We start from the raw sequence: 17769 nt of genomic DNA on the forward strand, positions 1-17769 counted from the left end.
GAGGTCCCCCATGCCCGAACCCATTTCCCTGTCACAGGGCCGTCTGGACGCCCCATCGGTCGACGCGTATTGGCAAGACGGGTTTGCCTTTCCCATCACTGTCTTCTCGCCGGATGAGACCGCACAGTTCCGGGCCGAGCTGGAGCAGATCGAGGAGACCTGGCGCGTGGCTGACCTTCCGCTGCCGCTGAACATGTACAAGCGCCTGAACGCCCATGTGGTGATGCCGCTGGTCGCCCGTATCGCATTGGATCCAAGGGTTCTGGACGTCGTCGAAGGAATACTGGGACCGGATTTGCTGCTGTGGTCTGCGGAACTGTTCATCAAAGAGCCACGCACGACGCAGGTTGTTGGAATGCATCAGGACCTGACCTATTGGGGGATGGGCGAAACACCGGATCAGATGACCGCGTGGATCGCATTGTCGCCTGCCACGGTAGCAAGCGGCTGCATGGACTTTGTCAGAGGCAGCCACAAAAACCCGATCCTGCCCCATAACGATACGTTTTCAGACAACAACCTGCTGTCGCGCGGGCAGGAGGTGGCTGTCGATGTGGCAGACGAGGACAAAACGCATATCGAATTGCAGCCGGGTCAGATGTCGCTGCACCATGGCCTCACGATCCATGGCTCGGGGCCGAATATGTCGGACGATCGGCGGATCGGGCTGGCAATCCGGTATCTGAACCCGAACGCACAGCAAAAAGTGGCGGACCGCGATTACGCGGTCTTGGCGCGGGGTGAAGACCGTATGGGCAACTTCATCCTCATCGAACCGCCAACCGAGTTGTTCTCGCCGCCAGCCTTGGCGCTTCATGCCCGCATCCGGGAGGATCAGGCCAAGGCGATGACACAAGGCGCGGCGCAAAGCACGCACCTTTACGGAAACGAGGCGACCGGCACGGGGTGACTTCGGCAATCGTCGCCGCACAGGGCCTTCCCCTTCCTGTCTCCATTCGCTATTGCAGGCGCTGACCCGAATTTGTTGACGCAGGACGCATCCCATGGCGATGGAAAAGACATTCAACGCGGCCGAGGCCGAGGCCCGTATCTATGAGGCCTGGGAACAGGCCGGAGCCTTCAAGGCAGGCGCGAACCGTTCGCGCGAGGAAAGCTTTACCATCATGATCCCGCCGCCCAACGTGACGGGCGCGCTGCATGTGGGTCATGCGTTCAACAACACGTTGCAGGATATCCTGATCCGCTGGCACCGGATGCGGGGCTTTGACACGCTGTGGCAGCCCGGTCAGGACCACGCGGGCATCGCCACGCAGATGCAGGTGGAAAAGATGCTGGCGGCGCAGGGTAACGAAGGTCGGCGCGAGTTGGGACGCGAGAAATTCCTTGCGAAAGTCTGGGAGTGGAAGGGCGAATACGGCGGCACGATCATTGAACAACTCAAGCGTCTGGGCGCCAGCTGCGACTGGTCGCGCAATGCCTTTACCATGGCGGGCGCACCAGGTGACCCACGCACCGGGCACGAAAACTCACCCAACTTCCATGATGCCGTTATCAAGGTCTTTGTCGACATGTACGAAAAGGGCCTGATCTATCGCGGTAAGCGACTGGTCAACTGGGACCCGCATTTCGAAACGGCGATTTCGGACCTTGAGGTCGAGAATATTGAAACACCGGGCCACATGTGGCACTTCAAGTACCCCTTGGCGGGCGGCGAGACATATGAGTATTTGGAAAAAGATGAAGATGGGAATGTGATCTTCCGCGAAGAGCGGGATTATATTTCCATTGCAACCACGCGGCCCGAAACCATGCTGGGCGACGGTGCTGTGGCCGTGCATCCGTCGGATGAGCGCTACGCGCCGATCGTCGGCAAACTGTGCGAAATCCCGGTTGGACCGAAAGAGCATCGCCGCCAGATCCCGATCATCACCGATGAGTATCCCGATCCCGATTTCGGCTCGGGTGCGGTGAAGATCACCGGCGCGCATGACTTCAACGACAATATGGTCGCCAGGCGCGGCGGTATTCCCATGTACCGCCTGATGGACACCAAGGGCGCGATGCGGGCTGATGGCGCGCCTTACGCCGAAGAGGCGGGCAAGGCGCAGGAATATGCGCGCGGCAAAGCGTTCACCGAGAATGAGATCGACGCGATCAACCTGATCCCGGATCACCTGCGCGGACTGGACCGGTTCGAGGCGCGCGCCAAGGTGGTTGAAGAGATCACCAGCGAAGGTCTGGCTGTCATGTGTCCAGCGGACGATCCGCGTCTGGGATCAAGCCGGGCTGAAGCCCGGCCTACAGAGGACGATGACGGTGGGCAGGACTTCAGCCCGGCACTTGTCCCACTGGTCGAGAGCAAGCCGATCATGCAGCCCTTTGGCGACCGCTCGAAAGTCGTCATAGAGCCGATGTTCACCGACCAGTGGTTCGTGGACGCCGAAAAGGTCGTCGGCCCCGCACTGGATGCGGTCAGGGACGGCACGGTCAAGATCATCCCCGAGTCGGGCGAGAAGACCTATTACCACTGGCTGGAAAACATCGAGCCCTGGTGCATCTCGCGCCAGCTGTGGTGGGGGCACCAGATTCCGGTTTGGTATGGTCTCGACCTGTCAGCGGAAGACTTCATTGACGACGAGAATGATGGCGACCTTGATCTGGTTGAATTGGGCCGGCTGCTGAACGAAGGCGGCATGCTGCACCGTGGCAATGTCATGGAATGTGCCGCGAGCTTTGAGGCCGTTACCGAAAAGTTCCTGGACGACAATGCGGACACTCCCAGCCCTCTGAGCCACGCGACCGTGATCGAAGTCGCCGACAAGCAGGAGGCGATCCATCGGTTCGCCGAAAGCCTGGCGCAGTACGCCGTTGAACAAGATCCGACCAAGCTGGTTTACCCGGTGTGGCGCGACCCTGACGTGCTGGACACGTGGTTCTCCTCCGGCCTGTGGCCCATCGGCACGCTGGGCTGGCCCGAACAGACCGAAGAGTTGCAGCGCTACTTCCCCACGGACGTTCTGATCACCGGCTTCGACATCCTGTTCTTCTGGGTCGCCCGGATGATGATGATGCAACTGGCCGTGGTCGATCAGATCCCGTTCCACACCGTCTACCTGCACCAGCTCGTCCGCGACGAGAAGGGCAAGAAGATGTCCAAGACTACCGGCAACGTCATCGACCCGCTTGAAATCGTGGACGAATTCGGCGCCGACGCGCTGCGGTTCACCAACGCCTCGATGGCGGCGATTGGCGGCGTGCTGAAACTGTCGCGTGAACGCATCACCGGCTATCGCAACTTTGGTACCAAGCTTTGGAATGCCGTCCGCTTTGCCGAGATGAATGAGGTCTTTACCGACGCTGTGCCGCAGCTGGATGTGGCCGACCTGAAACCTAAGGCCGCCGTCAACCGCTGGATCATCGGCGAAACCGCCCGCGTGCGGGAAGAGGTCGACGCGGCGCTGGAAAGCTATCGCTTCAACGATGCCGCCAACGGGCTTTATGCCTTTGTCTGGGGCAAGGTCTGCGACTGGTACGTGGAACTGTCCAAACCGCTGCTGCAAGGCGACGACGCCGCGGCGCAGACCGAGACCCGCGCCACCATGCGCTGGGTTCTGGATCAGTGCATGGTCCTTCTGCACCCGATCATGCCCTTCATCACCGAAGAGCTGTGGGGCCTGACCGGCAACCGCGCGAAAATGGTCGTCCACGCCGACTGGCCGACCTACGGCACCGAACTGGTCGACGCCGACGCGGATCGTGAAATGAACTGGGTGATCTCGGTGATCGAGAACACCCGCTCGGCCCGTGCCCAGATGCGGGTTCCTGCTGGCCTCTACGTACCGATGCTGGTGACCGAGATCGACGCCAACGGCCAAGCCGCGTGGGACCGCAACGAGGCGCTGATCAAACGTCTGGCCCGCATCGACAGCCTGACCAGAGCAGACACGCTGCCCAAGGGCACCATCTCGATTGCCGCCCCCGGAGCCTCCTTCGGCCTGCCGCTGGCGGATATCATCGACATCGGCGCGGAAAAGGAGCGGCTGGAGAAAGCCAAGGGCAAGCTGGCCAAGGAACTGGGTGGCTTGCGCGGGCGTCTGAACAACCCCAAATTCGTGGCCTCGGCCCCGGAAGAGGTGGTCGAGGAAGCCAAAGCCAACCTCGCCGCCCGCGAGGAAGAAGAAGCCAAGCTGAACGAGGCGCTGGCCCGTCTGGCCGAGATCGCCTGATCTTCATCTTTTCAAAAATACTCATACCCCGAACCCCGCCGCTGATCCGGCGGGGTTTTCTTTTGCGCGTTCAGACCTTGCCCGCCCCTGCCGCCGCTTGTTAGCAATCACCAACCCCAACCGCCCGAGGCTGTCATGACCCAGTTTGCCCCACCGCTCCAGACAGTCTCGACCGGGCTGGTTGTCGCCATTGTCGGGTTCTTCAGTTCCTTTCCGATCGTGTTGCAGGGGCTGGCCGCGATGGGGGCGTCTCCGGCGCAGGCGGCCTCGGGTCTGATGATGGCGGCCATCGCAATGGGACTGACCGCCATTGTGCTGAGCCTGTGGTACCGGCAACCGATCAGCGTCGCCTGGTCGACGCCGGGGGCGGCGCTGCTGGTGGTGTCCGCGACACCGGCGCTGGGGTTTGCCGAGGCAACGGGCGCCTTCCTGTGTGCAGGGGCGCTGACGGTGCTGGCCGGGCTCTGGCGGCCACTGGGGCGGCTGGCGGCCGCCATTCCGACGACACTGGCGCAGGCCATGCTGGGCGGCGTTCTGCTGCCGCTTTGCATTCTGCCCTTTCAGGCCGCAGCCGAATTGCCCGCGCAAGCCCTGCCGGTGATCCTGACATGGTTCATCGCGGGCTGGATCAACCGGCTGTTCGCCGTTCCGGCGGCCGTTGTCTCCGCCGCGCTGGTTGTGGTGCTGAACGCAGGCGACGCATCGGTGACCCCCGCGCGATGGCTGGCGGCACCGGTCTGGACCACGCCCAGTTTCTCGCTGGCCTCGACCATCGGGATCGCCATCCCGCTGTTCATTGTCACGATGGCGACCCAGAACATCCCCGGCATCGCGGTGATGCGCAGCTTTGGCTATACCCCGGCTCCGGGCAGGCTGTTTTCATCCGTGGGTGGGGCGAGCCTGTTATCGGCACCATTTGGTGCACCTGCAACCTGCCTTGCGGCGATCACGGCTGCGATGTGTTCCAACGAAGACAGCCACCCCGATCCCGCGCAACGGTACTGGTCGGCCATCATGAGTGGTGTGTTCTATGGTGTATTCGGTATCTTTGCCGTGGCGATTACCGGCTTTGCATCCCATGCCGATCCGCTGTTGATGGGGACACTGACCGGTGTCGCCCTGATCGGCGTGCTAGCCAATTCGATTTTCGCCGCACTTGAGGTTCCGGCCGAGCGTGAGGCCGCGATGCTGACCTTTGCGATCACCGCATCGGGTATCTCGGTCTTTGGGCTGGGCGCGGCGGTCTGGGGCCTGCTGGTCGGCGGGCTGGCCTATCTGGTGAGCACCAGAATACGGTAACCGCTTTCGCATCCCGCCCTTACCGGGACTAATCGCCCCTTGGTTGGCTCGGTAGAACGCAAAGCCGATATGACGGAAAACGACTATTTTTCAATGCGTTACAACATGGCCCGCGATGCGCGGCGGGCTTTCATGCGGTGATCACTTGAACTCGGGCTTGCGGCCCTGCATCTGCGCCATCACGACCTCCATCTGATGAGGTTTGCCGATCAGCTCTACCTGCTCGGCGGATTCCGCCTTGAGAACATCCGCGCGGGGCTGGGTTTCGGCCACTTCGATCAGCCGCTTGGCGGCACGGATGGCCGAGGGGCTTTGACCGGCGATATTCTCGGCAATGGCCAGAGCTTCGGTCAGCGGATCATCTGAAAGCTGCGTGACCAGCCCCCAATCCATCGCCTGCTGCGCGCCGATGGGCCGGGCCGTGTACGTCAGCAGACGCAGAACGTCCGAACGCACAAGCCGGGGCAACAGAACCATGCCGCCCATATCGGGGATGATACCCCATTTCATCTCCATCACCGCCAGTTTCGCCTCGGGGTGCGCGATACGGATATCCGCGCCCAGCGCGATTTGCAGGCCACCGCCATAGGCGACGCCCTGAATGGCGCAGATCACCGGCACCGGTACGCGACGCCATATCAGCGCCAGCTCCTGCATTTCGTTGGCATCTTCGTGGCTGCGGGTCATCAGCCATTCGGTGGGGTCCATATGGGCCATCTTGGCAAAGCTTGCCATGTCGAGCCCGGCGCAGAAGCTTTTCCCCTCGCCCGACAAAACCACGGCGCGGGCGTCCGAGGCGGCGACCTCTTGCCCGGCTGAGAGCAATGCCTTGACCATCGCGTCATCCAGCGCGTTCATCTTGTCACCTCGGGTCAGGGTGACATGGGCAACATGGTCTTGATAGGTGACGGATACGCGTGACATGGGGGACCTCCCGAAATTCAGTTGCGGCGACCATGCCCGGACGGGACGCCGATTTCCACTGCGACGTCAGGGCATATCGCTGACAGGCATCCGCCCGAACCAGGGGGAATCAAGCGTCATGACATAAAACTGATCGCCCATGATCCGGCCCCCTGTCGTGATACCAATACGGCCCTGCGGATCCTGTAGCGTGCGCAGGATCGTGCCTTCACCATCGAACTGCACCAGCATACCCCGGTGGATCGGCGCGGGGCGCACGGTGGGACCCAGCCGCCAGATCACCTTGCGCAGGAAGGGGTACGGCATCAGCACCTCGGACGGAACGCGCGGGCTGGCAAAGGCCATCCAGTAGGTGCCATCGCCCTGTGCTTCGAGATTGTCGGGATAGCCGGGCAGGTTGTCCAGCAAGACCTCTTGCTGACCGGCTTTCGGCCCGCTGAGCCACAGCTTGTGCACCCGTGCGCGGCCGGTTTCGGCGATCAACAGGAAATCTGCGTCAGGTGAGAGCGCAATGCCATTGGTATAGACGAACCCAGTGGCAATCTTTTCGGTGCGGCCATCGGGGTTGTGACGCGCGACATAGCCTGTATCGGACTGTTCCCAGATGGTCAGGACCGAGGTCGGCTTGGTCCCGCCCATGGTTTCGGGATCGAACCGGTCAGAGGAGTTCGAAAAATAGATCGTGCCGTCCTGTGCCACGTCCAGTTGGTTTGCATAGACCACGGGCGCACCGTCGATATCGGCCACCACGGATTCAAGCGTGCCCGGCCCGGTCCAGCGCATCACCCCGCGAAAGCTGTCGGCTATATAGAGTGCTCCATCCGGCCCGGCCCTGAGGCCCAGAGGACGCCCGCCAAGCTGGTCGACCACAACAGGGTCAGCCCCGTCTATGCGATAGAGCGTGCCAGACCGGCTGGTCGTATAGACCGCGCCGCCGGGCAGGATGGCGATGTCTTCGGGGCCGGTTTCCCCATCCGGCAGGTGGATCAGCTGCGCGGCATCCAGCGCTGTGTTCTCGGCGAAATCTCCTGTGAAACCTGCATCTTCCGGCATCTCAACGGCGACGGGGATAACGGGAACGGGCCAGAACAGAAGATAGGCAAGGCCCAGAAGAACAATGGCAGACAGTATGCGCATCTGCGCTCCTTACTTATGTTTCAATACGCTCTGACGCGCGGAATGAGGTGCGCGCTTGCCCGAAGCCCGGGCTTGGGGTTATCTGCAGGCATGACAGGACCTCGATACACCCCGCTTGCCCAATCCCTGCCCGCCACCGTGCCCTTTGTGGGCCCCGAAACGCAAGAGCGTCAGCGCGGCGCGGCGTTCATTGCCCGTCTTGGGGCCAATGAGAGCGTGTTTGGCCCCTCGCCCCGCGCGATCCGGGCTATGGAGCAGGCCGCGTCTGATATCTGGATGTATGCCGATCCCGAGAACCACGATCTGCGCCATGCTTTGGCCGAGTATCATGGGGTAACGCCCGAAAATATCGTCGTAGGCGAAGGGATTGACGGGCTTCTGGGTTATCTTGTGCGTCTGATTGTAGGGCCCGGGGATTCGGTTGTGACCTCGGACGGGGCTTATCCGACGTTCAATTATCATGTGGCCGGGTTCGGTGGCGTTCTGCACAAGGTCCCTTATGCCGGGGATCACGAAGACCCGGCAGCCCTGTTTGCGAAGGCGGCCGAGGTGGGTGCAAAACTGGTCTATCTGGCCAATCCGGACAATCCGATAGGCAGCTGGCATTCTGGCGCGGATATCGTGGCGGCAATGGACGCCCTGCCCGACGGTTGCCTGCTGATTCTGGACGAGGCTTATGTGGAATGCGCGCCAGAAGGGACTGCGGCACCTGTCAGCGCAGACGACCCCCGCGTGATCCGGATGCGGACATTTTCCAAGGTCTATGGCATGGCGGGCGCACGGGTTGGCTATGCCATGGGAGCGCCCGACCTGATTGCAGCCTTCAACAAGGTGCGCAACCATTTCGGCATGAACCGCGCGGCGCAGGCCGGGGCGCTGGCCGCGTTGCAGGATGGCGCCTGGCTGGAGCACATTCAGACACAGATCGCAGAGGCGCGTGAGCGGATAGGAACGATTGCCCGCGAGAACGGGTTGGAGCCCCTGCCCTCGGCCACCAATTTCGTGGCGATTGATTGCGGGCGGGATGGCGATTTCGCCAAAGCGGTACTGGAGGCTTTGGTTGCGCGGGGCCTGTTTGTCCGGATGCCGTTTGCAGCGCCCCAGAACAGGTGCATCCGGGTAAGCTGTGGTGACACAGCAGATCTGGATGCTTTTGCGGTCGCCTTGCCCAAGGCGCTAGCAGAGGTGCGGTCAAATACTGCCTAGCGCTGGTCTGTCTTGCCATCGGGTCAAAGGGGGGCTGTCTGCCCCCCATCGCGCAAAGCGCGATCCCCCCGAGGATATTTTTAGCCAGATGAAGGGGTGGATCGGTGCTGTTCGTCTGAGGCGTGTCAGGCGGCCAGAACGGCGGCGGCGGCCTCGAGCGCGCCTTTGCCACGGGGGATATCAAGCGCGGTCATGGCCGTTTCCATACCGCCCAGCATCGCCATCACCATCTGCCCGTTGACATGACCCATATGCCCGAGGCGGAAACAGCTGTCGTAGTCCTCCATCCCAAGACCAATGCCCAGTGTCAGACCCAGCTGATGTTCGGTGAACGCGCGCAGGGCCGTGCCGCGGCCTCCGGTCAGGCGCAGGGCAGTGACGGCGTGACTGCGGCGGGCGCGGTCGGCAACGTTCAGATGCAGCGCGCCGCCTTCGGCCCATGTTTCGCAGGCCGCCCAGATGGCGGTGGCCAGACGTTCATGGCGGGCCCAGACCTGTTCGATCCCTTCCGCATGGATCAGGTCGAGCGCAGCACGCAGACCATAGAGGTGATGTGTCGGCGCGGTACCGTCGAAATACTGGTAGAACAGGTCAGGGTTAGCGCGCGGCTGCCAGTCCCAATATCGTGACACACGCGGCATGGCGGCCCGCTTGGCCTGTGCTTTGTCGTTGAAAAAGACAAAGCCTGTGCCTGCGGGGGTCATCAGGCCTTTCTGGCAGGCGGTGACCGTGACATCGACGCCCCATTCATCCATCTCGAACCGGTCGCATCCCAGCGAGGCGATGCAATCGGCCATCAACAGTGCCGGGTGATCCAGATCGTTGAGCAGTTTGCGCAGCGCCGGGATATCGTTGCGGATCGAGCTTGATGTGTCCACATGAACCGCGAGAACAGCCTTGATCTGCTGGCCTTTATCCGCGCGCAAAGCGTCGGCAATCCGGTCGAGATCCCAGGCGGATGAGGTGCCGAAATCGATCAGTTGCACCTTTGCCCCGATGCCTTCGGCCATCTCGGCCCAGCCATGGGTGAACCGGCCCGAGGCAGGAGCCAGAACGGTTTCGCCGGGGGCGATCACGTTGGACAGAGCGGCCTCCCACGTGCCGTGACCGTTGGCAATGTAGATGGCAACGTCATGGCCTGTGCGAGCAACCCGGCGCAGATCGCGGGTCAGGTCGGGCATCATATCGATGAGCGCGCCATCGTAGATATTGGGCGACGGGCGATGCATCGCCTGCAGGACCGCGTCCGGCATCACCGACGGGCCCGGAATTGCCAAATAAGTTCGCCCCTGGGAGAGGGCAGGTGTCTGTGTCATGGGGTCAGCCTGTCTGAGGTGACGCCCACATTACCGAGGGGCTTCGCGGCGTCAATCCGCCAGCTTTGATGCCTCGCGCGCAAGTGTTTCGATCCCGGCCCAGTCACCGCTTTCGACCATCTGCTTGGGCGCGACCCAACTGCCACCGGCGCAGACCACGTTGGACAGGGACAGATAGTCACGGGCGTTGGACGGCGACACCCCGCCTGTCGGGCAAAAACTGATCTGCGGCAGGGGTGCGCCGATGGCTTTGAGCGCGGGCGCGCCGCCCGAGGCCTCGGCCGGGAAGAATTTCAGCATGTCATAGCCTTTTTCCAGCAAAGCCATCGCTTCGCTGGCCGTGGCCGCACCGGGCAGCAGGGGCAGGCCCTCGGCCTCGCACGCCGCAATAAGCGCGTCGGTCGCGCCCGGAGAGACGCCGAACTGCGCGCCAGCCTCCTTGGCGGCGCGGACGTCTTCGGGCGTGACCAGCGTACCTGCACCGACCACGCCGCCCGGCACCTTGGCCATCGCGCGGATCGCGTCGAGCGCGGCGGGCGTGCGCAAGGTGACCTCAAGCGCTGGCAGACCGCCGGCGACCAATGCCTCGGCCAGCGGGCGGGCCTGCGCAACGTCATCGACGACCAGAACCGGAACGATCGGCGCCAGTGCGCAGATTTCACGGGTGCGTTGGGATTTGGACATAAGGTTAAACTCCGAAAATGCTGGCACCGGTGTCGGCCGAGCCGACATTCTGGCGGAACGCGCCAAAAAGATCGCGCCCTGCGCCGTGTTGATTGGCGGATAGATCGGTGGTGACGGGCGCGCGGTCCAGAACGCCTGCGGTGAGGATTTCCAGATCACCCCTGACCGCGTCAACGCGCAGGATGTCACCGTCCTGAAGGTATGCAATGGGGCCGCGGTCGAGCGCCTCGGGGACAACATGGATGGCGGCGGGCACTTTACCGGAAGCGCCAGACATGCGGCCATCGGTGACCAGCGCCACTTTCTGGCCCCGGCCCTGGAGGATCGACAGCATGGGCGTCAGCGAGTGCAGTTCCGGCATCCCGTTGGCCTTGGGGCCTTGAAACCGGACCACGACGATGACGTCACCGGTGAATTCTCCGGCTTTGAACGCGGCTTTCACCTCATCCTGATCGTGGAACACCCGCACGGGCGCTTCGACGACCTGATGTTCTGGCGCGACGGCTGATACTTTCATGACCCCGGTGCCCAGATTTCCGGTCAGGCGCGACAGGCCGCCGGTGGGCTGGAACGGGTCGCGGGCGGGGCGGACAATCTTGTCATTCAGGCTGTGGCCCGCGCCGTCTTGCCAGGTCAACTCACCATCGATCAGCTTGGGCTCGCGCGTGTAATTGTGCAGGCCCTGCCCGGCGACGGTCAGCGTATCGGGGTGCAGCAAACCTTCTTCGAGCAACGTGCCAATGGTGAACCCAAGTCCGCCTGCGGCGTGGAAGTGATTCACGTCGGCCAGACCGTTGGGATAGACCCGCGCGACCAGCGGGACCACGGCGGAGATATCGGAAAAATCCTGCCAGTCCAAAACGATACCACCAGCGCGCGCCATGGCAATCAGGTGGATCAGCAGATTGGTCGAACCTCCGGTCGCCATAAGGCCGACGATGCCGTTCACAAAGGCCCGTTCGTCGAGCACCTGATAAACAGGGGTATAGCTGTTTCCCAGCGCACTGAGCGACAGGGCGCGGCGCGCGCCCTCTTGTGTCAGCGCGTCGCGCAAGGGCGTGTTGGGATTGACGAAGCTGGAGCCCGGCAAGTGCAGGCCCATGAATTCCATCAGCATCTGGTTGGTGTTGGCGGTGCCGTAGAAAGTGCAGGTGCCGGGACCGTGATAGGCCGCCATTTCGGCGGCCATCAGTTCGTCGCGCCCGACCTCTCCGGCAGCGAATTTCTGGCGGACCTTGGCCTTTTCGTCATTGGGCAGGCCGCTGGTCATTGGCCCTGCGGGCAGGAACACGGCAGGCAGATGCCCGAACGCCTGCGCGCCGATGATAAGACCGGGGACAATCTTGTCACAGACGCCGAGGAAGACTGCCGCGTCATAGGTGTTGTGGCTGAGTGCTACGCCAGTTGCCAGAGCGATCACGTCGCGTGAAAACAGCGACAATTCCATCCCTGCTTCGCCCTGGGTGACACCGTCGCACATGGCTGGCACGCCACCCGCGACCTGTGCGGTGCCTCCGGCGGCGCGGATCGCGTCGCGGATCAGGGCGGGGTACCGTTCAAAGGGCTGATGGGCAGACAGCATGTCGTTATAGGCGGTGACAATGCCCAGATTGCCCGCCGTGCCGGTGGCCATGGATTGCTGGTCTTCACCCGCACCCGCATAGGCATGGGCCTGACCACTGCAGGACAGGTGCGCACGGGCGGGACCTTTGGATCTGGCCTGTTCCATCCGGTCGATATGGGGACCACGCAGATCGGCGCTGCGGTCGATGATCCGTTTGGTGACGTCGGAAATGACAGAGTGAACCATGATTACCCTCCGATCTGACGCCAGCGACGCCCATCGCGATGCATCAGCATCAGTGCTTCTTCGGGGCCTGAACTGCCCTGATCGTACTTGGCGGGTTTGTCCCCGCGCTGTTCCCAGCCGTGAATGATGGGATCGACCCAGGCCCAGGCGGCCTCGGCCTCGTCCCCACGCATGAACAGGGTCTGATCGCCCCGGATGACATCCATGATCAGGCGTTCATATGCGTCCGGGGATTGCGAGTCATCACCCAGCGCGTCGGCAAAGCTCATGTCCAGAGCGACATCGGACAGGCGGAAGCCGCCCTGCCCCGGTTCCTTTATCGTTGTGCGCAGGGTGATGCCTTCGTCAGGTTGCAGACGGATCACCAGCACGTTGCCATGCAACGGGCCGACATTGGGAAAGATCGTGTGTGGTGGGTCGCGGAAGAACACCGCGATTTCAGAGGCACGGGCGCGCAGACGTTTGCCTGTGCGCAGGTAGAACGGCACCCCAGCCCAGCGCCAGTTGCCGATATGGACCTTGAGTGCAATGAAGCTTTCGGTGCGGCTGGCCGGCTTGCCAACGTGATCAAGGTATCCGTCACCGCCCTTGCCCGTGCGATACTGACCACGGGCGATGTCCCTGGGTTCGACCGGTTCCAGCGCCTCGATCACCTTGACCTTCTCGTCACGCACCGCATTGGGAGAGAACTTTGACGGAGGTTCCATCGCGGTCAGGCACAGCAATTGCACCAGATGGTTCTGGATCATGTCCCGCATCGCGCCGGATTGATCGTAATAGGCACCGCGCCCTTCGACCCCGACGGTTTCCGCCACTGTGATCTGCACATGATCGACATGGGTCGAGTTCCAAAGCGGCTCGAACAGGGAATTCGCAAAGCGCAGCGCCATCAGGTTCTGCACGGTTTCCTTGCCCAGATAATGGTCGATCCGGTAAATCTGGTGTTCCTTGAAACACGCCCGCAAGCCTTCGTTCAGCGCCCTGGCCGAGGCCAGATCATGGCCGAAAGGCTTTTCGACAACGATGCGGCTGTCCGGCGTGGCCAGACCGGCGTCATGCAGGCGCTGCGCAATGCCCGAAAACAGGCTGGGACCCACTGACAGGTAAAAGGCCCGCACCACGTCGGGGCGCAGCACCTTGGATAGATCGGACCATCCGGCATCGCCCAGCGCATCCACCGGCACGTATTCAACATGGGACAGGAACCGGTCCAATGTGTCTTTTTTGAACTTCGGTGCGAATTCCTGCATCGATGCACGGACCTGATCGCGAAACCCGTCGCTGTCGATATCCGAGCGCGCCGTGCCGATGATCCGCGCCCCATCGGGCATCTGGCCGACCTCGAACCGGTGGTACAGGCCCGGCAGGATCTTACGTTGCGCCAGATCCCCGGTCGCGCCGAACAACACAAGATCGAACGGCTCTACCGGAATTACGCGTGAAACCATCACAGGCTCCTTCTCGAGTTTGCCGATATCAGTTCAGCACGGCATGAAACGGCTCTGCGGCACACTGTTACCGCTAACATTGCCTGCGTGATAAAAAGCCCGCGCGAAAAAATCAAGCATAGTTTCCCAAAAAGCGAGGTTTTGCGGGCTATACCTGACTGCGCAGCCATTCCATCACGGCCGGGCGCACGGATTGTTCGCCACGATGGCGTGCGTCCGCGATGATTTTGCGTACCTCCATCAGGTCACACCGCAGCAACAGGCTTTTGACCGGACCAATCGACGCCGGGCGCATCGACAGGGTGCGAATACCCATGGCCGCAAGGCACAGCGCCTCGACCGGGCGGCCCGCATCCTCGCCACAGAAGCTGAGCGGGGTGTCCGAAAGCCCGCAGCGTTCGACAATGCGTTCCATCAGGCTCAGGAAACTGACATTCAACGTGTCATAGCGGCGGCGGACCAGTTCATTTTCGCGGTCAGCCGCAAAAAAGAACTGCTTGAGGTCATTCCCGCCGATCGAGATGAAATCGACCTCGTCAAAGAACTTTTGCGGGGCAAAGGCCAGCGACGGGGTTTCCAGCATCGCGCCGACTTCAAGCGTTTCGGGCAGAACGTGGCCCAGTCGCTTTTCGCGTTCGATGGTTTTGTTTACCTCCCAACGGGCTTCGCGATACTCCTCGGCCTGCGCGACAAAGGGGAACATGATGGTCAGCGGGCGACCATTGGCGGCGCGCAGAAGGGCCTGCAACTGCATCCGCATCACGCCGCGTTTGTCCAGACCGACACGAATGGCGCGCCAACCCAGGGCCGGGTTGGGTTCGGCCACGTGTTTCATATAGGGCAGCACCTTGTCCGACCCGATATCGAGCGTGCGGAACACCACCCTTTTGTCGCCCGCCGCATCCAGAACCCGCTGATACTGGGTGACCAGCTCGGACCGTTTGGGCATCTGATTGCGGATCAGGAATTGCAGCTCGGTTCGGAACAGGCCAACACCTTCGGCACCTGATGTTCCCAGCGACGGCAGGTCGGCCATAAGGCCTGCGTTCATCACCAGATTGATGCGCGTTCCGTCGCGTGTGATACAGGGCGTTTCGCGGATCGAGGCATAGCGTTCCTGCGCTTTGGCCTGCATCGCGATCTTGTCGCGGAAGGCGCCGACCACGCTGTCTTCGGGGCGCAGGTGAACAACGCCCTGATCGCCATCAACCAGCACGTGGTCGCCATTCAGCGCTTCGGTCGTGATGCGGCCCACATGGACCACCAGAGGGATCGCCAGCGCACGGGCCACAATGGTGGCGTGACTGCCGACTGAACCTTCTTCGAGGATGATCCCCTTCAGCGCCCGCCCGTATTCCAGCAAGTCGCCGGGGCCGATATTGCGTGCGACCAGAATCGGGTCGGGCGGCAGATCGGCGCTGTCGGTTTTTCCCTGCCCGGTCAGAATGCGCAACAAACGGTTGCTGAGATCGTCAAGATCCGCCAGCCGTTCGCGCAGATAGGGATCAGACACCTGCCCCATCCGGGCGCGCGCCTGGGATTGTTCTTTCTCGACCGCGGCTTCGGCGCTTAGCCCCAGGGCAATGTCCTCTTCCATCCGGCGCATCCAGCCTTTGGAATTGGCAAACATCCGGTAGGCTTCCAGCACCTTGAGCTGTTCAGTGTCACCATCCCGGGAAATCTCGAGCATCTTGTCGACGCCGACGCGCAGCTCTTCCACCGCCTCATTCAGTCGTTCGCGTTCCCGGTGCGGGTCCTCGGCGATCGGATTGGTGACAACCACGCGGGGTTCATGTAGCCAGACATGGCCTTCGGCGGAGCCTTCCTGCGCCGGGCCGCCGCGCAGCAGGACCGATTGCTGGTGCCGTGGCGACAGGGCCGCGCCTTCGCCGACAAAGGCGCCCAGTTCGGCCATTTCGGCCAGCACCATGGCCACCACTTCCAGCGCATAGATCTCGTCGGCGGAAAATTCACGCGCTTTGCGGGACTGGACAACCAAAACACCCAGCTTTTCCCCAAGGCGCTGCACCGGCACGCCGAGAAAGGACGAAAACCGCTCTTCCCCGGTTTCCGGCATATACCGGAACCCTTTTTCAGACGGCGCGTCCGGGGTGTTGACCACCTTGCCGGTCTTGGCGACCCGGCCCACCAGCCCCTCGCCCATGCGCATCCGGGTCTGGTGTACCGACTCAGGCGCAAGTCCCTGGGTCGCGCAGAGTTCCAGGGTCTCATCATCGCGGAACAGATAGATCGAGCACACTTCGCTGCGCATGCTGTCAGCGATCAGATGGGTGATCTGATCAAGACGCTCCTGCCCAGCGGCTTCGCTGGCCATCGCCTCGCGCAACCGCCCCAGCAGCTTGCGGGATTCTGTTTCCGTGCCGTCTGCCATGGCCCAACCAATTCAGTGCGTCAGGCGAAACCCTTGGCCGATCAGCTCAGGCCGCCTTGTCCAGTTCAAAGGCATCATGCAGTGCCTGAACGGCAAGTTCCATGTATTTCCTGTCGATAAGAACGGAAATTTTGATCTCGGAGGTTGTGATGACCTTGATGTTGATCCCCTCATCCGAGAGTATCTTGAACATTTTGGCTGCGACACCCGATTGCGAACGCATACCGATTCCCACCACCGAAACTTTGCAGACACCGGTATCAGCGACCAGTTCAGCATAATTGAGCTCGCCCTTGTCCTTGATCGCCATCAGCGCTTTTTCGGCGCGGACCACCTGATCGGTGGGGCACGAGAAGGTCATGTCCGTGCGCCCCTCGTCCGAGATGTTCTGCACGATCATATCGACATTTACGCCCTCATCGCTGAGCGCGGTGAAGATGGTCGAGGCGATACCGGGACGGTCCGCCACTGAAACGACGGTCATCTTGGCCTCGTCACGGGAATAGGCCACACCGGCCACAACATTGGATTCCATGATATCCTCCTCGTCAACGACCAGCGTACCGGCCTCGTCGGATTGTTCTTCGAAACTTGAAAGAACGCGCAGTTTCACCTTGTAGCGCATTGCCAGTTCGACCGAGCGGGTCTGTAGCACCTTGGCGCCCAGCGACGCCAGTTCGAGCATTTCCTCGAACGAGATCCTGTGCAGCTTGCGCGCCTTTTCGCAGATGCGCGGATCGGTGGTATAGACGCCATCCACGTCAGTATAGATATCGCAGCGTTCCGCACCAAACGCGGCGGCAAAAGCCACGGCAGTGGTGTCCGAGCCGCCCCGGCCCAGCGTGGTGATGCGGCCTTCGGGGCTGAGCCCCTGAAACCCGGCTACAACGGCCACTTTCATGCCTTCGTCAAATTTCTGGGTGATGTTCGTGGTCGGGATATCTTCGATCCGCGCCTGGCTGTGCGCACTGGTTGTCAGCAGCGGCACTTGCCAGCCCTGCCAGCTGCGCGCAGGAACATCCATTTCCTGCAATGTCAGCGCCATCAGCCCAGCGGTGACGTTTTCTCCCGAAGATACAACAGCATCGTATTCGCGTGCATCAAACAGCGGCGAGGTCTCGTTCACCCAGCCCACCAGCTCGTTGGTCTTGCCCGACATGGCCGAAACGATGACAATCACGTCATAGCCCTTGGCAACTTCGACGCCAACACGCTTGGCTGCGCGGCGGATGCGGTCCAGGTTGGCAACCGAAGTGCCGCCGAATTTCATAACGAGTACGGGCATGGGGGCAAAAGTCTCCGCGCCTTGGATTAGAGGTCCCGAGCCTCATAAGCGAGGGGCACCCCAAGAGCAAGAGCGCAAACA

General features: G+C 62.0%; 12 protein-coding genes. 4 read left to right on the plus strand and 8 right to left on the minus strand.

The window, feature by feature from the left end; translation table 11 throughout:
• Window positions 1–10: 10 nt before the first annotated feature.
• The 3 genes from I9188_RS09935 (at window position 11) to I9188_RS09945 (ending at window position 5486) form a co-directional block, all read left to right on the plus strand.
• Window positions 11–910, plus strand: a complete 900-nt coding sequence (locus I9188_RS09935; protein WP_209505666.1) for a phytanoyl-CoA dioxygenase family protein — start codon at window positions 11–13, stop codon at window positions 908–910.
• Between the two features lie 94 nt (window positions 911–1004).
• Window positions 1005–4187 (plus strand): valine--tRNA ligase, encoded by a 3183-nt coding sequence (locus I9188_RS09940; RefSeq protein WP_209505664.1) that lies wholly within the window; start codon window positions 1005–1007, stop codon window positions 4185–4187.
• A 135-nt stretch (window positions 4188–4322) separates the two neighbouring features.
• Complete coding sequence (locus I9188_RS09945; RefSeq protein WP_209505662.1) at window positions 4323–5486, plus strand: benzoate/H(+) symporter BenE family transporter; 1164 nt, start codon at window positions 4323–4325, stop codon at window positions 5484–5486.
• Window positions 5487–5627: 141 nt separating this feature from the next.
• On the opposite strand, the gene I9188_RS09950 is transcribed toward I9188_RS09945, so the two are convergent.
• Together I9188_RS09950 and I9188_RS09955 are read right to left on the minus strand one after the other, a co-directional pair.
• On the minus strand, window positions 5628–6410 hold the full coding sequence (locus tag I9188_RS09950) for a crotonase/enoyl-CoA hydratase family protein (protein WP_209505660.1): 783 nt from the start codon (window positions 6408–6410) through the stop codon (window positions 5628–5630).
• A 66-nt stretch (window positions 6411–6476) separates the two neighbouring features.
• A complete protein-coding gene (locus tag I9188_RS09955) occupies window positions 6477–7547 on the minus strand; it encodes an SMP-30/gluconolactonase/LRE family protein (RefSeq protein WP_209505658.1) in 1071 nt (356 codons plus the stop codon).
• Between the two features lie 90 nt (window positions 7548–7637).
• On the opposite strand from I9188_RS09955, the gene I9188_RS09960 reads away from it, so the two are divergent.
• Window positions 7638–8753 carry a pyridoxal phosphate-dependent aminotransferase gene (locus tag I9188_RS09960; RefSeq protein WP_209505656.1) on the plus strand — a complete coding sequence of 372 codons (1116 nt, stop codon included), beginning with the start codon at window positions 7638–7640 and terminating at the stop codon, window positions 8751–8753.
• 125 nt (window positions 8754–8878) lie between these two features.
• Here the strand turns inward: I9188_RS09960 and I9188_RS09965 are convergent, their stop codons facing one another.
• From I9188_RS09965 to I9188_RS09990, 6 genes are all read right to left on the minus strand, one after another.
• Window positions 8879–10069, minus strand: a complete 1191-nt coding sequence (locus I9188_RS09965) for an aminotransferase class V-fold PLP-dependent enzyme (RefSeq protein ID WP_209505654.1) — start codon at window positions 10067–10069, stop codon at window positions 8879–8881.
• A 51-nt stretch (window positions 10070–10120) separates the two neighbouring features.
• The gene (locus I9188_RS09970; protein WP_209505652.1) at window positions 10121–10753 is read right to left on the minus strand and encodes a bifunctional 4-hydroxy-2-oxoglutarate aldolase/2-dehydro-3-deoxy-phosphogluconate aldolase; all 633 of its coding nucleotides are present in this window, start codon (window positions 10751–10753) and stop codon (window positions 10121–10123) included.
• Window positions 10754–10757: 4 nt separating this feature from the next.
• A complete protein-coding gene (gene edd / locus I9188_RS09975; protein ID WP_245220531.1) occupies window positions 10758–12563 on the minus strand; it encodes a phosphogluconate dehydratase in 1806 nt (601 codons plus the stop codon).
• Window positions 12564–12565: 2 nt separating this feature from the next.
• Entirely contained in the window at window positions 12566–14011 is a 1446-nt protein-coding gene (zwf, locus tag I9188_RS09980) for a glucose-6-phosphate dehydrogenase (RefSeq protein WP_209505650.1), read from the minus strand.
• Window positions 14012–14159: 148 nt separating this feature from the next.
• The gene (gene ptsP / locus I9188_RS09985; protein WP_209505648.1) at window positions 14160–16403 is read right to left on the minus strand and encodes a phosphoenolpyruvate--protein phosphotransferase; all 2244 of its coding nucleotides are present in this window, start codon (window positions 16401–16403) and stop codon (window positions 14160–14162) included.
• 46 nt (window positions 16404–16449) lie between these two features.
• On the minus strand, window positions 16450–17688 hold the full coding sequence (locus tag I9188_RS09990) for an aspartate kinase (protein WP_209505646.1): 1239 nt from the start codon (window positions 17686–17688) through the stop codon (window positions 16450–16452).
• Window positions 17689–17769 lie beyond the last annotated feature (81 nt).

The organism is Ruegeria sp. HKCCSA071, assembly GCF_017872555.1.
Lineage (GTDB): Bacteria > Pseudomonadota > Alphaproteobacteria > Rhodobacterales > Rhodobacteraceae > Ruegeria.

Excerpts from the sequence above, each read along its gene's own strand:
- ptsP (WP_209505648.1), bottom strand. The coding sequence starts at position 16,403 with ATGGCAGACGGCACGGAAACAGAATCCCGCAAGCTGCTGGGGCGGTTG.
- I9188_RS09945 (WP_209505662.1), top strand. The coding sequence starts at position 4,323 with ATGACCCAGTTTGCCCCACCGCTCCAGACAGTCTCGACCGGGCTGGTT.
- I9188_RS09970 (WP_209505652.1), bottom strand. The coding sequence starts at position 10,753 with ATGTCCAAATCCCAACGCACCCGTGAAATCTGCGCACTGGCGCCGATC.
- I9188_RS09990 (WP_209505646.1), bottom strand. The coding sequence starts at position 17,688 with ATGCCCGTACTCGTTATGAAATTCGGCGGCACTTCGGTTGCCAACCTG.
- I9188_RS09950 (WP_209505660.1), bottom strand. The coding sequence starts at position 6,410 with ATGTCACGCGTATCCGTCACCTATCAAGACCATGTTGCCCATGTCACC.
- I9188_RS09940 (WP_209505664.1), top strand. The coding sequence starts at position 1,005 with ATGGCGATGGAAAAGACATTCAACGCGGCCGAGGCCGAGGCCCGTATC.
- I9188_RS09960 (WP_209505656.1), top strand. The coding sequence starts at position 7,638 with ATGACAGGACCTCGATACACCCCGCTTGCCCAATCCCTGCCCGCCACC.
- edd (WP_245220531.1), bottom strand. The coding sequence starts at position 12,563 with ATGGTTCACTCTGTCATTTCCGACGTCACCAAACGGATCATCGACCGC.
- zwf (WP_209505650.1), bottom strand. The coding sequence starts at position 14,011 with ATGGTTTCACGCGTAATTCCGGTAGAGCCGTTCGATCTTGTGTTGTTC.
- I9188_RS09955 (WP_209505658.1), bottom strand. The coding sequence starts at position 7,547 with ATGCGCATACTGTCTGCCATTGTTCTTCTGGGCCTTGCCTATCTTCTG.
- I9188_RS09965 (WP_209505654.1), bottom strand. The coding sequence starts at position 10,069 with ATGACACAGACACCTGCCCTCTCCCAGGGGCGAACTTATTTGGCAATT.
- I9188_RS09935 (WP_209505666.1), top strand. The coding sequence starts at position 11 with ATGCCCGAACCCATTTCCCTGTCACAGGGCCGTCTGGACGCCCCATCG.